A 14,664-nucleotide genomic window follows, 5' to 3' on the forward strand; every position below is an offset into this window, starting at 1 on the left:
TGACGCGTGCGAGTTCCTTTTTGACCGGCCAAAAAGGAACCAAAAAGCCCTTTCGCCGGACGCGATCCGGCACGGCTCCGCCGCGCCGGTGCCCTGCGCTTCTCGGACAACGGGGCACGCAGCCCAAACTCGCTGCGCTCAAACATGGGCTGCTCTTCGGCCCCGCTGTCCTGCGATGCTCGGCTCGCTTTACGGCTCGGCAGATCACAGGCCAACCGCCAGAGCCAAAGCCAAAGCCAAAGCCGGAGCCGACATCAGAACGGCGGTGCAGCGTTGTGCGCGGTCGAGAAGCACCTGCACGGGAATGATGGAGCGACGAATGGAAATGGCAGGGGTGCGCATTGCGCCACGCACCCGCGCATAAGGACCGAGACCTTCAGGACTCAGGCAAGGACCGCGAAGCCACGCCACGCCTCACGATGCGATACACCCATCAACGCATCAGCCGCGCAACCGCACCAGGCAAACCCACTGCCCACGCACCCGAACCGAAACGCTCAGCCTTCGTACTTCTGCAGCGCCATCATCAGCAGCGAACGCGCCTGCTCGCGCAACGCGACCGGCTCGACGACCTCGGCGTCGGCACCGTAGTGCAGCACGTCCATCAACAGTTCGCGGGCGCCGCTATAGGGCACCTTCAGTTCGAACCGGCCATCGGGCAGGAACCGGCCCTGCTGCTGCGAATGCCAGTGCTCGTCGGCGACCCAGCGCGCGGCCTTGGCGCTGAAGAGGATCGTCGCGATGCCCTTCGGCGGACCGGAGAAGATGCCGTAGCTGCCGGCCAGATGCGTGTCGAGTTCGGCATCCTCGATATCGCGCGCATCGGCGGCGAGGACGCGCGCGTTGGTGATGCGATCGACCGAGAAGCTGCGCAGCGCATCGCGATCCTGGTCCCAGGCATCGAGATACCAGTTGTCGCGGTAGTGGGTGATGCGCTGCGGCGACACCGTGCGCTTGGTGCGCTCGTCGGTCGAACGCGCGCGGTATTCGAACGACAGCTGCTTGCGCTGCAGCACCGCCGAGCAGACGTTGCGGAACGCGTGCTCGTCCATGCGCCGGCCGCGATGCGGAATCACCCGGACGCGCTGCACCGGCCACTGCTTGCCGGCCGAGTGTTCGTCCAGCAGCTTCTCGATGCGCGACTGCAGCGGTGCCAGCGCGCTCGACAGCACGCCGCCGCTGCTGCGCGACATCAGCTGCTGCGCCGCGAGCAGCGCATGCAGTTCCTCGGAACTGAGCCACAGGCCGGGCAGTTCGAAGCGCCCGCCCTCGTCGTTGTCGTAACGGAAGCCCGCGTCGCCGTCGCCGATGATCGGCGCCATCAGCGCGTCGCGCAGGAAGGCCAGGTCGCGGTAGACCGTTGCACGCGAGCATTCCAGCTCATCCTGCAGCTTGGCCACCGTCACCGGATAGCGCGAGGTCTTGAGGATGCGGTGCAGCGAGAGGATGCGTTCGTATCGGTCCATGCGGCCGATTATGGCGCGTCCTTCGCGCGCGCGCCGTCGCGGCCGCGTGGATAACCGGTGATTAACGGCGGCCTTCTATAGTCGCGCCGGATCCACGGGGGTAGACGGATGGTGTCGCAGGGAGGCGGGGCGATGCGCGTGTTCGCGCTGGGTGGCACCCTGATCGTGCATGTGCTGCTCGGCGTCTGGCTGTGGCGGCTGTCCAACGACACCGCCGCACCGCCGCCGGATGTCGCCCTGCAGGTGATCTGGATCGACGCGGCTGTGCCGCCGCCGCAGGCGCAGATGCCAACGCCGCCGCCCCGCGCTGATGCGGCGCAGGCAACGCCCCCTCGCCAATCCGAACGACCGCGTCCCGCCCTCCAGGCGGTCGAAGTGGCTTCACCCTCACCGGCACCGGCACCTGCAGCGCAGGCCCCTCGCCCGTCGTTACATGAGCAGGCCCGTGCGCTGGCGCGCGAGGCGGCATCGCCGGGGGCCTTCGATCCCGATCCGCTGCGCCATCGCCCCGCACCGCGCGCCGATGGCCGCTTCGCGATGCGCGATCCGCTGTCGGCGCAGGATGTGGTCAACGGCATCGGTGCGCTGTTCGGGGGCGGCCCCAGCGACCCGTGCCCGCGCATCCGCCAGAACCTGGCCAACGCGAACATGGGGGCAGGCCGGGAACTGGCGGAAGAGGAGATCAGGCGGCTGCAGCGCAACTGCCTGTAAGTGCCATCAGCGCGCGGCGTCCAGCGCCGACTGCGCCGCCGCGGCGACCCCCGCTGCCTGGCCGCGCAGCTCCGGCATCGCGACGCTTTCCCACAGCGTGCCGATCCGCAGGGCGCCCAGCGTCCACAGCCCCGGCACCGGCTGGCCGTCGGCGCCCAGCGCCTGTCCGGAGGCATTGGTGTCGATACCGATGCCGTGCGGCCCCGGCCGGACCAGGCCGCTCGCCTGCAAGGCAGGCAGCAGCGGCCCCGGCGCGCGGTCGATGCGTTTCTCGGTGCCGGTGGCGTTGACCACACGATCGACGATGCAATGCGCGCCCGACCCACCGCCGCGCGGATGCCAGTCGATCCGCACCCGCCCATCGGCCGTGGCCTCGATGGCACCGACCCGACCCGCATGCAGCACGAAGCGTCCCTGGGCGCGCATCAAGTCGACGATGTCGCCGACCTCGGGCGCGATGCGATGGCGATGGATGTCCCAGTGCCGGACCGCATGGCGCAGGAATCGCCGCTGTTCCGACGCCGGCCACGCGGCCCAGAGCACCTGCACTTGCGGACGCAGCCGCTCCAGGGCGTCCTGCCAGCGGCCGCCCTGGGCCACGGCGGCGTCCGCCCATTCCCGCAGCAGGCGCATCCGCGCGCGCGTGCCCAGCGGTAGCAGCGCGTCGATGCCGCCCGCCTGCGGCTGGGTGCCCGGCGCATGCGACAGCGGCATCAAGCCATGCCGGGACAGCGCGACGATGCGTCCCCGATGTCCGTTGGCCTGCAGGGTCAGCAGGGTGTCGACCATGCTCAGACCGGCGCCGACGATGCACACGTCATCCGCGGGATCGATCGCGCCGACCGCGTCGTACTGCCAGGCATCGACCACATGATCGGGCGCCAGCGCATCGCCCGCGCCCGGCAGACCCGCCGGCAGATTGCCCGGAGCCAGTACGACCACGCGCGCGGACAGTGCCTCGCCGTCGGCCAGCCGGATCGCATAGCCGCCCTCAGCCGGCACGACATCGACCGCGGACGTCGCCCGCAGGTCGAGCGCCGCATGGCCGTCGACCTCCGCCAGTCGCGCCTGCAGATAGCGCCCGTACTCGCGCCGCGGGGCGAAGCGGCCTGCCAGTGCGGACGCGTCGACACCCGACTGCATGGCGAGGAAGGCGACGAAATCGTCGGGCCGGTCGTCGAACGCACTCATGCGCGCGGCATTGACGTTGAGCAGGTGCTCCGGCCGCGCCGTGGAATACGCGGCGCCCAGCGCCGGTACGCCGCGCGGTTCGACCAGGGCGATGGACACGCCGCCCTGGGCCAGCAAGTGCTGCGCGACCAGGACACCGGCCGCGCCGCCCCCCAGGATCGCGACATCGACGGCGTGGACGGAACGGGACTCGGTCATCGGATTCGGTGCGGGAAAGACGCACCCAGTATCCCATCCGCCGGATGCCGGGTCCGGCGGCGTCATCGGACGCGTGCAGCCGCGCATGCCACCATGCGCCCGGCGCGCCGGCTGCGCGCATGTCGGACGAAGGGGATCCATGGCATCGGGTGATCTGCATCTGTGGCTGACCGTGGCCGTGATGGCGGGCGCGATCGTGTTGTTCATCACCGAGAAGCTGCGCGTCGATGTGGTTGCGCTGCTGGTCGCGGCGACGCTGCTGGCGTTCGGCGTGGTGACGATGTCCGAGGCGCTGTCGGGCTTCAGCAACCAGGCCACGGTGATGGTGGCCGCGATGTTCGTGCTCAGTGGCGCGCTGCAGCGCAACGGCGCGCTGGTGGCCGCGGGCGACCTGCTCGCACGCATCCGCTTCCAGTGGCTGTTCCTGCTGGTGATGATGGCGCTGGTGGTCTGCGTGGCCGCGTTCGTCAACAACACCGCAACTGTCGCGGTGTTCCTGCCGCTGATCCTGGCGACCACCGCGGCCAACCGCTGGGCGCCGTCGAAGTTCCTGATCCCGCTGTCCTACATTTCGCAGACCGCGGGCGTGTGCACGCTGATCGGCACCTCGACCAATCTGCTGGTCGATTCCATGGCGCGCGAGAGCGCGGGCATCGGCTTCGAACTGTTCGAATTCGCGCCGCTGGGCATCGTGTTCGTCTGCATCTGCGCGGTGTACCTGGCGACGGTGGGGCGCTGGCTGCTGCCCGACCGCGGCGTGCCGGCCGGTGACGCGGCGGATCCGATCGGGCGCTACGTCGCCGAACTGCTGGTGCCCGAAGGTGCGACCGCAGTCGGCCGGCGACGCGATGCGCTGCTGGGCGATGCGCACGAGGATGTCGTGGTGCTCGAGATCCTGCGCCGGGGCCGCGCGGTGCGCGGCGATGCCGTGGTTGTCGAGGCGGGCGATCGCGTGCTGCTGCGCGGGTTGTGGCAGGACATCGAATCGGCGCGCAAGGCGCTGAAGCTCAATTTCGACCATGTCGCGCGCGACCTCGACGGTGACATCAGCGCCGAGCGCATGCATGTCGAGGTGATGGTCGCGCCGGGTTCGCATCTGATCGGCCACACCCTGGCCGGCATGCGCTTCGGCCATACCTACCGCGCACGCGTGCACGGCATCCACCGTCGGCAACTGGGCATCCGCCAGCCGCTGGACCAGGTGCCGCTGTCGGTCGGCGACGTGCTGCTGCTCGATGCGCCCGCACGCGCGATCGACGAACTGCGCGTGGACCGCGGCATGCTGGTGCTCGGCACACGCGCGCAGCGCAAGGTCGACGTCACCAAGGCCACGTTGTCGGTCGTGGTGATGGTGGCGGCGATCGCGGTCGCGGCGCTCGGCTGGATGTCGATCGTCGCCTCGGCGCTGCTGGGTTGCGTGGCCCTGGTGGTGCTGCGCCTGCTCGATCCCGACGAGGCCTATGCCGCGATCGACTGGCGCGTGATCCTGCTGCTGGCCGGCATCATTCCGCTGGGCATCGCCCTGCAGAAGACCGGTGGCGCGGCCCTGGTCGCCGACCAGCTGATCGCGGTCCTGGGGCGGCATGGCCCGACGGCGACGCTGGCCGGCATCTATCTGATGACGTCGGTAGCGACCGAGTTCATGAGCAACAACGCCTCGGCCGTGCTGGTCGTGCCGATTGCGCTGGCGACCGCGGCATCGCTGGGCGTGGATCCGAAACCGTTCCTGATCGCGGTCGCATTCGCCGCCTCGACCAGTTTCGCCACGCCCATCAGTTACCAGACCAACACGATGGTCTACACCGCAGGCAATTACCGCTTCAGCGATTTCGTGCGCGTGGGCATGCCCTTGAACGTGATTTTCCTGGTCACCGCGACGCTGCTGATTCCCCGCTTCTTTCCGTTCTGAGTGTCGCGCGCGCGGCGCGCATGGCAGGCTTGCACGGGGCTTGGAACCGGGGACGACACCGTATGGGATGGCAGGCGCGATGGCTGGCCGCACTGGCCGGTGCCGGGTATGGATTGATGATGTGGTGCGGCATGACGACGGCCGTGCTGCATCTGGGCACGTCCGATGCGCTGCCGCTGCAGCAGTTGCAGGTGGCGGGCCTGGCGCTGGGCGCGGCGCTGGTGGCCGCTGCGCTCGCTGTCGGCGCCTGGCGTACGCGGGCACCGAACGCGTCACCCGCGGTGTCCCTGCGCGGATACACGCCCGCGATCGGCGCAGGCCTCGTCGCGATCGCGCTGATCACGGTCCTGCAGCCTGGATCGGGCGGCGGCCGCTCCGTGGTCGTCGCGGTGCTCGGCATCCTCCAGCTGCTGCTGGCGTTTGCCGCGGTCGCGCTGTCGCCGCCCGTGTCCGGCACTGCCGCGTGGCGCACGCGTCCGCTGCGCCTGCCGATCCGCCTGCTGTTCGCGATGACCAGCGGACTGTCGCTGCTGTACCTGCTGATGGACCGGCTGCTCGGCGCGCACAGCGACGTCCGGCTGATGCTGGCGACGTTGCTGGGTCTCGCCAGCGTGCTCGCGCTCTGCCAAGCGATCGACGGGCATGCCGGCGCGTCGGCGAACGCGACCGCCGGTCGCGGCGGACATCTGCGCGTGTTGCGGGTGCCGGCGTTGCTGGTGGCCGGTCCGGCGATCGGTATGCTGCTGGCGACGACGGGCGTGGCACCGGCCGCGGTGCTGCTGGCACTGGTGGCGGCCGCGCTGCTGGCGGCCGCCGCATCCGCTCCGCTGCAATCACCGGAAGCGGCGCCAGATGCGCGCCCGGATCGCGCTGCCGATCACGAAACCTGAATCGTGCACGCGCGACGCCTTGGAGGCGTCATGTTCCGGCGGCATACTGGCTGGAACCGCTTACATGAATAGATGACATGATCGCCGGCTGGTGGCTGGCCATTGCGGGCCTGCCGATCCACACCTCTCCGCTTCCGGCTGCGCCGGAGCAACCCGCCATCGTCGCCGTCGCCGCGCGACAGGTGCCGCTGCGCCTGCCCTGCTACCGGCTGGCCTGCACCGATGCGGAGTGGACGCCGGTCGCCTCGTACCAGCGCATCTGGTCGCCGCGCGCACCGGGCGTGCGTGCGCGTACCGTGGCCGCGCCGGTGGTCAAGCTGCCCAATCGCCGGCTGGCGCCGTTGAATTCCCCGTATTCCAGCCGCGACAGCATCCGCTCCGGGGGCAACCACGTGAAGTGGGATACGACCTACGGGCTGGAGGCGATCCGCAGCCCGGACACGTCGCTGCAGGTGGAATTCGGCACGGGCGTGCGCCTGGAGCCGTACACCGATTACGGCACCGCCGTCGCCGGACCGGTCGCGCGCGGACGCCTGCTGCTGTCGCAGGACCTCGGCCGGCATGCGTCGTTCACCCAGCAGGTGCAGGTGGAAACCGGGCGCGAGAACACCTATCTGCGCCAGACGCTGGCCTTCGACTACGAAATGTTTCCGCAGTGGACGCTGCGCTCGGACTTCGAGCTGCGCCACGACACGCTGGGCAACGGTGGCCGCGGCCTCACCGAGACCGAAAGTTCGGTCAAAGTGCGCTACACGTTCTGATCGATCAGCCGGGCAGGAATGCGCCCGCGCCCAGTTCCAGCAATCGTGCGGCGACCATGCCGCCCAGCGCTTCGCGTTCGCCCGGCGCGGCATCGCCGCTGGCGCGCACGGTCCGGCCGTCCTGCGCCGAGCCCACCAGCCCTTCGAGCCAGATCCGGTCGCCGTCCAGCCGGGCGTAGGCCGCCACCGGCACGTGGCAGCTGCCGTGCAGCGCCCGGTTCATCGCCCGCTCCGCCTCGACGCAGCGCCGCGTGGGCGCATCGTCGAGGGCGGCGAGCAGCGCATGGATCGCCGGCGCGTCGTCGCGGCATTCGACCGCGATCGCGCCCTGCGCGGGCGCGGGCAGCCAGTCCGGCGCGTCGAGCCGCGCGCGGATGCGCGACGCCAGCCCCAGCCGTTGCAGGCCGGCGCAGGCCAGTACGATCGCGTCGTAGTCGCCGGCGTCGAGCTTGGCCAGCCGCGTGTTGACGTTGCCACGCAGATCGCGGATGTCGAGATCCGGTCGCAGGGCGCGCAGCTGCGCCTGGCGCCGCAGCGACGAGGTGCCGACCCGCGCGCCTTCGGGCAGCGCGTCGATCGATGCCGAGGTGTCGCTGACGAAGGCATCGGCATGGTCGGCGCGGGCCAGGATCGCAGGCAGCGCGAAGCCCGGCTCCAGCGTCATCGGCACGTCCTTGAGCGAATGCACCGCGCAGTCGGCCTCGCCCGCCTGCATGGCGATTTCGAGTTCCTTGAGGAACAGGCCCTTGCCGCCGATCGCGGCGAGCGAGCGGTCCAGGATCTCGTCGCCGCGCGTGCTCAGCGGAACGAGTTCGACCTCGAGCCCCGGATGCCGCGCGCGCAGCGCGTCGGCGACGTGTTCGCTCTGCCACAGCGCGAGCGGGCTCTTGCGGGTGGCGATACGCAATGGTTCCATCCGCCCATTATCGGCGATCGCCGCGCCGCGCGAGCGGATGCATGATTCTGCGGCGTTTCGCACGGGCACGCGGCGCGCCGACGGCGCTCAGAGCTGGCGGATCGCCTCGCGCAGCTGGGTCACGCAGCGGCGGCTGACCTCCAGCGGTCGATCGCCATGGCGCAGCACTGCGTGCACGTGTCCGTCGAGGTCGCGGCGCAGTTCCACCAGCTCGTGCCGGGCGACCAGGCAGTTGCGGTGGATGCGCACGAAGCGATCGCCGAATTCGTCTTCCAGCGATTTCAGCGATTCCTCGACCAGATCCTCGCCGCGCGCGTGATGCACAACGACGTACTTTTCCTCCGCCTGCAGATAGCGGATGTCCTCGATCGGAATCAGACGCAGGCTGCCGCGCAACCGGGCGCAGAGATGGCTGCGGCGCTTCTCGCAGGTGTCGTCGGTGCGGGTGAGCTCGCGGCCCGCGGTAAAGGCGCGCACGCGCTCCAGCGCAGCGTGCAGCCGTTCCGGCCGGATCGGCTTGACCAGATAGTCGACCGCGGCCGCTTCGAAAGCCTTCAGGGCGTGCGCGTCGTAGGCGGTGCAGAACACCACGGCCGGCCGCGGCTCGAACGCACTCAGGTGGCGCGCGACCTCCAGGCCGTCGATGCCCGGCATCGCGATGTCGAGCAGCACCAGCGCGGGATCGTGCGCGGCGCAGGCTTCCAGCGCGCTACGCCCGTCGCCGACTTCTGCGACGACCTCGATGCCCGCATGGTCGGCCAGCAGCAGGCGCAGCCGCTCGCGCGCCAGCGGTTCGTCGTCGGCGATCACCACCTTCATCGACCGTTGCTCCCCTCCCGCAGTACCTCGCCATCGGGTACCGGCACCCGGATGGTGCACGCATAGCGGCCCTCGTTCCACCCGTAGCGCATCGATGCACGCGGTCCGAACGCATAGCCCAGCCGGTGCGCGATGCTGCCCTGCGCATGGCCGGCGCCCTGCGCGGGCGCATCGACCGGCGGCAGCGAGGGATTGGCGATGGCGATGTCCAGCATCCCGTCGCGGGCGTCCAGAGTGACCTCGATGCGACCGCCTTCGGGCAGACGCGAGATGCCGTGCAGCACCGCGTTCTCCAGCAGCGGCTGCAGCACCAGGCGCGGCATCGGCATCGCCCACGGCAGCGCGGCGTCGCGGGTCCAGTGCACCTGCAGCCGATCGCCGAGGCGCAGCTGCTCGATCGACAGGTACTGCTCGGCCAGCGCCACTTCGTCGGCCAGCGTCGACGTGCCCTCGCCTGCGCCGAGTGCGGCGCGGAACAGGTCGGAGAGATCCAGTACCGCGCGCTCGGCAACCACCGGATCGCGGCGCAGCAAGGTCGCGATCATGTTCATGCTGTTGAACAGGAAGTGCGGCCGGATGCGCGCCTGCAGAGCATCGGCCTCCGCCCGCGCCTGCGCGCCGACCTGGGCCTGCCAGCGGTCGATGACGTAGAAGTAGCGCAGCGCGATCGCGGTCAGCAGCCCGACCGCCGCCGCGCTGCCCCCGACGAAGCGGCCGAAGCCGGGCAAGGCGGGATCGGCAGCGATGCTGGAAAACAGGCCGTGGACGATCGCCGCCGCCACCAGCGCGACCACCATCGCCAGCGCGAGCGCGGCCGCCGCGCCGAAGCGCATCGGCAATCGCGACAGGGCGCGGCGTCCCGCGCACAGCAGCACCGACACCGACAGCGCCAGCCACAACGCATAGCCACTGGCGGATACGAAACCGCCTGCATCCCACGGCGGCGTCGCAATCGGCACAAGCATCACCAGCACAACAGTGACCTGGGCCAGGCCCAGCATCGCCAGCAGGCGCGGCAGCCGGCACAGATCCGGCAGCCAGATGCCGTCGGCAGACTGCGCCGGCGCGCGTGCCACGTCAGCCTGCCGCGAACCGCGCGTCGAACCAGTCGCCCAGGGCGACGATTTCCTCGGCGCAGACCGAGTGCGGCATCGGATAGGTCTGCCACTGCACGTCGAATCCGAACTGGCGCAGCAGGGCCGCGCTCTGCTCGCCCGCGAACGGCGGCACCACCGGATCCTGGGTGCCGTGCGCCATGAAGACCGGTTGCCGCTCCGTGCCGGGCACGAGCGCAGCCTGCGCGCCGTGTGCCGCCGGCATATAGGTGGACAGCCCGACCAGACCGGCGAGCGGCGCGCCGCGACGCAGGCCCGCGGCCAGCGTCACCGCACCGCCCTGCGAGAAGCCGGCCAGGATCACCCGCGCCGGGGGCACACCACGTCCGGCCTCGCGTGCGATCAGCGCATCGACCTGGGCGACGGACTCGAGCACGCCGGTTTCGTCGGCGCGGTTGGCCAGGTCGAAATCGACGATGTCGTACCAGGCGCGCATGCGCGCACCGTTGTTGATGGTGACCGCACGCACGGGCGCATGCGGAAACAGGAAGCGGATCGCCGGCCAGTGCGGCCGGACGAGTTCCGGCACCATCGGCACGAAATCGTGTCCGTCGGCGCCGAGGCCATGGAGCCAGATCACCGACCAGGTCGGCGCGGGGCCGGTTTCGCGTTCGATGCAGTCCAGCAGCGCGGGGGTGTCGTTCATGCGGTCTCGCCCGGTTCGTCCGCCCGCCAGTGTAAGCGGTCGTCCGACCGGGTCGAGCGCCTCACCCCGCCTGCGGCGTCGGCACCGTGGGCGCGGCCACCGGCTCGGTCACGCTGGCCCGCAGTGCGCGGGCGCGCAGCAGGACCTGTGGCGGCGCGGCTTCCTCGGGCGTGGCAAACAGGCGATGCCGCTGCATCGCCAAACCCAGCCGGCGCGAGGACGTCAGCATCACGATCGGCACCGAGCCGGCCAGGCCGATGATCATCGGCGACATCCACAGCGCCAGGCCGGGCGACATCATCCAGGCCGCGATCCCCATCAGCACGCCGAGAATCGTGGTGCCGCGATAGTTGCGCCACAGGTCGCCATAGGTCTGGCGTCCATCGTCGCGCTGCTGCGCATCCCAGCCGGAATCCCGCCCCGCCAGCACTTCGGCGACGCCGCGCGACTGCACATACATCGTGACCGGTGCCATCAGCGCGGCCAGCACGTTCTCGATCAGCAGGCTGACCAGCCCGCGCACTGCACCACCGGTACCGCGTCGCATCTGCGGATCGGTGACGGTCGCGATGTAGCCGAGCACCTTGGGCGCGAACAGCATCACCATCGTCAGCACGAACACGCCGAGGAAACGGCCGTCGTCGATCGCCATCCAGTAAGCCGCGACCGAGAAGCCTTCGCTGCCGGGCATCCCGTGCTGCAGTGGCACGGCCAGGCCGACCAGCACCAGCATCGCCCACAGCGGCGCGGTGAGGTAATGGCCGATGCCGATCAGCAGATGCCAGCGACTCACCCAGTGCAGACCACGCGCCGGCAGCACGCCGCCGTGCTGCAGGTTGCCCTGGCACCAGCGACGATCGCGGACCAGCATATCGGTCAGTGTCGGCGGGCCTTCCTCGTAGCTGCCTTCGAGCGTCGGGATCATGTGGAGCGCCCAGCCGCCGCGTCGCAGCAACGCGGCCTCGACGAAGTCATGGCTGAGCACGGTGCCGCGGAACGGCGTGGTGCCCTGCAGTTCCGGCAGGCCGCCATGGGCCGCGAACGCCGCGGTTCGGATCAGCGCGTTGTGGCCCCAGTAATTGCTTTCCGAGCCGTGCCACCACGCCACGCCGTGCGCGATCACGGGGCCGTACATGCGACCGGAGAACTGCTGCATCCGCGCGAACACGGTGGCGCCGTTGACGATGACCGGCAGGGTCTGGATCAGCGCGACATCGTCATGGCCTTCCATCGCCGCAGCGAGGCGCACCAGCGTGTCGCCGGTCATCAGGCTGTCGGCGTCCAGGATCAGGAACTGCGGATAGGCGCCGCCCCAGCGCCGCACCCAGTCGGCGATGTTGCCGGCCTTGCGCTCGCGGTTGTCGTCGCGCCTGCGGTAATAGAGCCGCGTGCCCGGACACTGGATCTGCAGGCGCGCGAAGGCGTCGCGCTCACGCTGGTGGATGCCGGCGTCGCGTGTGTCGCTGAGGACGAACAGATCGAAGGCATCGCCCTGTCCGGTGTCGGCCAGCGATTCGCAGATTGCCTGCAGGCCGGCGAACAGGCGCTCGGGATGTTCGTTGTAGGTGGGCATCAGCAGTGCGGTGCGCTGGTGCAGCGTCGGCAGCGGCGCCTCCGGATCGATCCCCAGACGTGCCGCGCGCCGGCCCATCACCAGCACGAAGCCGGCCACCGAACTGACGAACGACTGCACGATCCATGCGAACAGCGGCACGAACACCGCGAGCAGCAGACCTTCGAGCACATCGATGCCGCCGATGCGCAGCAACCACCAGATCTGGTAGGTCGCGATGATGGTCAGGACCGCCGAAGTCACCAGGATCGACCCACGCCGCCAGCCCATGCCACGCGGCGTGGTCGGCAACCGGGGCGCGGCGAGGCGGCCTTCATGCAGACTCTGCACGGGCATCGCGATCGGAGACTCGGGCGGCAACTCCGCGCTGGCTCCTGTGACCATCGGGGTATCGAGATTCATGCCTGCCACCGGTAGACCCAGGTTTCGGACAGCGGTCGGCCGCCCTGCAGAACGCGCATGCGCAGTTCGGACACGCGATGCGCACCCGGCTCGAATTCGAATCCGACACGCCAGCCGCCATCAGGCCGCGCATGGACCACCGCATGCTCGATCGCGCCGACCGACGCGTCCGTTTCGACGGTCAGCGCATCGTTCCGGGCCAGTGCCTGGCCGGGGTCGAGATCGACGACGATCAGACGCGCACCCGACGTGGTCTTCGGCACTGCGCCGATGCGCGTGGCCACCACGTGCGCCAGCTCCGGCTGCCACAAGTGCGCGGACGTCCAGTGCAGCCGATAGCGCCAGCGGCTCTCGCGGCCGGCCGGCATCGGTGTCGCCGGCCGCCAGAACGCGACGATGTTGTCGTGGTATTCGTCCGCCGTCGGAATCTCGACCAGATGCACGTCGCCATCGCCCCAGTCGTCCAGGGGTTCGATCCATGCCGAAGGGCGCCGCTCGTAATGCGCTTCGGCATCCTGGAAATCGGCGAAGTCCCGCTTGCGTTGCATCAGGCCGAACGCGCGCGGCGCGCGGCCCTCGAATCCGCTGTGCTGGATCGCGGCCGGATTGTGCAGGGGCCGCCAGACCTGCTCGCCGTCGCGCGTCCACAGCGCGAGACCGTCGGAATCGTGCACGGCGGGGCGGTAATCGTCCACATTGCGGCGACCGGAAGCATCGAAGTGGAACATGCTGGTCAACGGCGCAATGCCGGCATCGTCCAGCGAAACGCGCGGATACAGGCGCGCATCGACGTCGAAGACGGTCTCATCTCCCGGCGTCACCACGAACCGGAACGCGCCCGCCACGCTGGGGCTGTCGAGCAATGCGTCGATGGTGATGGACGTGCTGCCAGCCGCGGGGCGATGCAGCCAGAACGCCCGGAATACCGGGAACTCCTCCGCCTCGGGATCGCCACTGCCCAGCGCCAGCCCGCGCGCGGAGAGGCCATAGCCCAGCCCACGCGCGACGGCGCGGAAATAGCTCGCGCCGAGAAACGCGCAGAGTTCGTCGAAATAGTCGGGGCGATTGAGCGGGGCATGCAGGCGGAAGCCCGCAAAGCCGATGTCGTCCAGACGCGGCGCCGGGTTGGGCGCGTAATCGAACAAGGACGTCGAGAACGGCACGGCCCGGGCCTGGCCCTGTTCGACGACGTTGATGTCGACACGCGGCTTGAACAGGAAGCCACGATGGAAGAACTGGGCCTGGAAGCCCACGCCGGAGGCGTCGCGCCAGAGTGCGCGATCGGCGCGGTAGCGCAGGTCGCGATAAGCGTCGTAGTCGGTGCCGGCCAGCGCCTCAGGAAGCTGTTGATCCGGTGCCTCGTAGGCACGCGCTGCCAGTGCGGCAGCCAGACGGGGCACGGTCTCGCCATCGAACGCGGCCTGCGGCCCCGTCGCATCCGCCGCCAGCGCGGACCACCAGCCTCCCAGCAACGGCGCGCTCGCCGCTGCCGCCAACACGTCGCGTCGTCGCACAGGTACTCACCGGGTCGTATTCAGGTCGCCGCACTCTAGCGGGGCGCTTGTAAGGTTCACGCGAAGCTGACGCTGGTGGGCCCACCAGGACTCGAACCTGGAACCAAAGGATTATGAGTCCTCTGCTCTAACCATTGAGCTATAGGCCCGTCCAGCAATCGTACCCAATTCAGGCGCATTCGAGGATCGGTGGGTGCGTGATTGGCGGCAATTGGAAGTCGCTGCCGACACGAAACCCCGCAATTTAGCGCCGCTGAAGTTGCTGCAAGCCGGTGTCCGCGTCTGACACGACCTAGACTCGAACCTTGGAACGCTTGTTATGAGTCCTTTTCCACTAAGCCCGAGACGTAGCGTCGCCACTACTGCCGAATAGCTCGAGCCAGGGTGCTCGCTTCAACTTTGGCGCCCTATCCAAGCCCTTCACCAGAGTTTCGACACGCGGTGTGAGCAACTCTATCGAACCTCTTGAGCTCGCCGGTTTTAGCCCCGGCCTTAAGCGTGATCCAAGCTTTTCAACAGCGAGCCGACACGCAGCAACAGAGCCTCTGCCACG

The 14,664-nt window shown here is 69.6% G+C and carries 12 protein-coding genes and 1 tRNA gene; 4 read left to right on the top strand and 9 right to left on the bottom strand.

Features of this window, described 5'->3' with window-relative positions; translation table 11 throughout:
* Nucleotides 1-497 precede the first annotated feature (497 nt).
* The gene (locus AC3A5K_RS16830; RefSeq protein ID WP_487618717.1) at nucleotides 498-1,466 is read right to left on the bottom strand and encodes a helix-turn-helix transcriptional regulator; all 969 of its coding nucleotides are present in this window, start codon (nucleotides 1,464-1,466) and stop codon (nucleotides 498-500) included.
* 108 nt (nucleotides 1,467-1,574) lie between these two features.
* On the opposite strand from AC3A5K_RS16830, the gene AC3A5K_RS16835 reads away from it, so the two are divergent.
* Nucleotides 1,575-2,177 (top strand): hypothetical protein, encoded by a 603-nt coding sequence (locus AC3A5K_RS16835; protein WP_487618718.1) that lies wholly within the window; start codon nucleotides 1,575-1,577, stop codon nucleotides 2,175-2,177.
* Nucleotides 2,178-2,183: 6 nt separating this feature from the next.
* Here AC3A5K_RS16835 and AC3A5K_RS16840 read toward each other — a convergent pair whose 3' ends face one another.
* Nucleotides 2,184-3,566 carry an FAD/NAD(P)-binding protein gene (locus AC3A5K_RS16840; protein ID WP_487618719.1) on the bottom strand — a complete coding sequence of 461 codons (1,383 nt, stop codon included), beginning with the start codon at nucleotides 3,564-3,566 and terminating at the stop codon, nucleotides 2,184-2,186.
* A gap of 139 nt (nucleotides 3,567-3,705) precedes the next feature.
* On the opposite strand from AC3A5K_RS16840, the gene AC3A5K_RS16845 reads away from it, so the two are divergent.
* The 3 genes from AC3A5K_RS16845 (at nucleotide 3,706) to AC3A5K_RS16855 (ending at nucleotide 7,126) form a co-directional block, all read left to right on the top strand.
* The gene (locus AC3A5K_RS16845) at nucleotides 3,706-5,475 is read left to right on the top strand and encodes an SLC13 family permease (protein WP_487618720.1); all 1,770 of its coding nucleotides are present in this window, start codon (nucleotides 3,706-3,708) and stop codon (nucleotides 5,473-5,475) included.
* 131 nt (nucleotides 5,476-5,606) lie between these two features.
* Nucleotides 5,607-6,365, top strand: coding sequence for a hypothetical protein (locus tag AC3A5K_RS16850; protein ID WP_487618721.1), 759 nt, complete (start codon nucleotides 5,607-5,609; stop codon nucleotides 6,363-6,365).
* 77 nt (nucleotides 6,366-6,442) lie between these two features.
* Nucleotides 6,443-7,126 (top strand): DUF481 domain-containing protein, encoded by a 684-nt coding sequence (locus AC3A5K_RS16855; RefSeq protein WP_487618722.1) that lies wholly within the window; start codon nucleotides 6,443-6,445, stop codon nucleotides 7,124-7,126.
* A 4-nt stretch (nucleotides 7,127-7,130) separates the two neighbouring features.
* Here the strand turns inward: AC3A5K_RS16855 and hemC are convergent, their stop codons facing one another.
* The 7 genes from hemC to AC3A5K_RS16890 form a co-directional block, all read right to left on the bottom strand.
* Nucleotides 7,131-8,042: a hydroxymethylbilane synthase gene (hemC, locus tag AC3A5K_RS16860; RefSeq protein ID WP_487618723.1), complete on the bottom strand. Its 912-nt coding sequence runs from the start codon at nucleotides 8,040-8,042 to the stop codon at nucleotides 7,131-7,133.
* 87 nt (nucleotides 8,043-8,129) lie between these two features.
* Entirely contained in the window at nucleotides 8,130-8,861 is a 732-nt protein-coding gene (locus AC3A5K_RS16865; protein ID WP_487618724.1) for a LytR/AlgR family response regulator transcription factor, read from the bottom strand.
* A complete protein-coding gene (locus AC3A5K_RS16870; RefSeq protein WP_487618725.1) occupies nucleotides 8,858-9,937 on the bottom strand; it encodes a sensor histidine kinase in 1,080 nt (359 codons plus the stop codon). Before AC3A5K_RS16870 ends, AC3A5K_RS16865 begins: the two co-directional genes overlap by 4 nt.
* A gap of 1 nt (nucleotide 9,938) precedes the next feature.
* On the bottom strand, nucleotides 9,939-10,622 hold the full coding sequence (locus tag AC3A5K_RS16875; RefSeq protein WP_487618726.1) for an alpha/beta hydrolase: 684 nt from the start codon (nucleotides 10,620-10,622) through the stop codon (nucleotides 9,939-9,941).
* A gap of 61 nt (nucleotides 10,623-10,683) precedes the next feature.
* Nucleotides 10,684-12,597, bottom strand: coding sequence for a glucans biosynthesis glucosyltransferase MdoH (mdoH, locus tag AC3A5K_RS16880; RefSeq protein ID WP_487618727.1), 1,914 nt, complete (start codon nucleotides 12,595-12,597; stop codon nucleotides 10,684-10,686).
* On the bottom strand, nucleotides 12,594-14,111 hold the full coding sequence (locus AC3A5K_RS16885; protein WP_487618728.1) for an OpgD/OpgG family glucan biosynthesis protein: 1,518 nt from the start codon (nucleotides 14,109-14,111) through the stop codon (nucleotides 12,594-12,596). Before AC3A5K_RS16885 ends, mdoH begins: the two co-directional genes overlap by 4 nt.
* A 73-nt stretch (nucleotides 14,112-14,184) precedes the next feature.
* Nucleotides 14,185-14,260 (bottom strand) — tRNA-Ile (locus tag AC3A5K_RS16890).
* Between the last annotated feature and the right edge of the window lie 404 nt (nucleotides 14,261-14,664).

The sequence above is a fragment of the Luteimonas sp. Soil_C_5 genome (genome assembly GCF_057656615.1).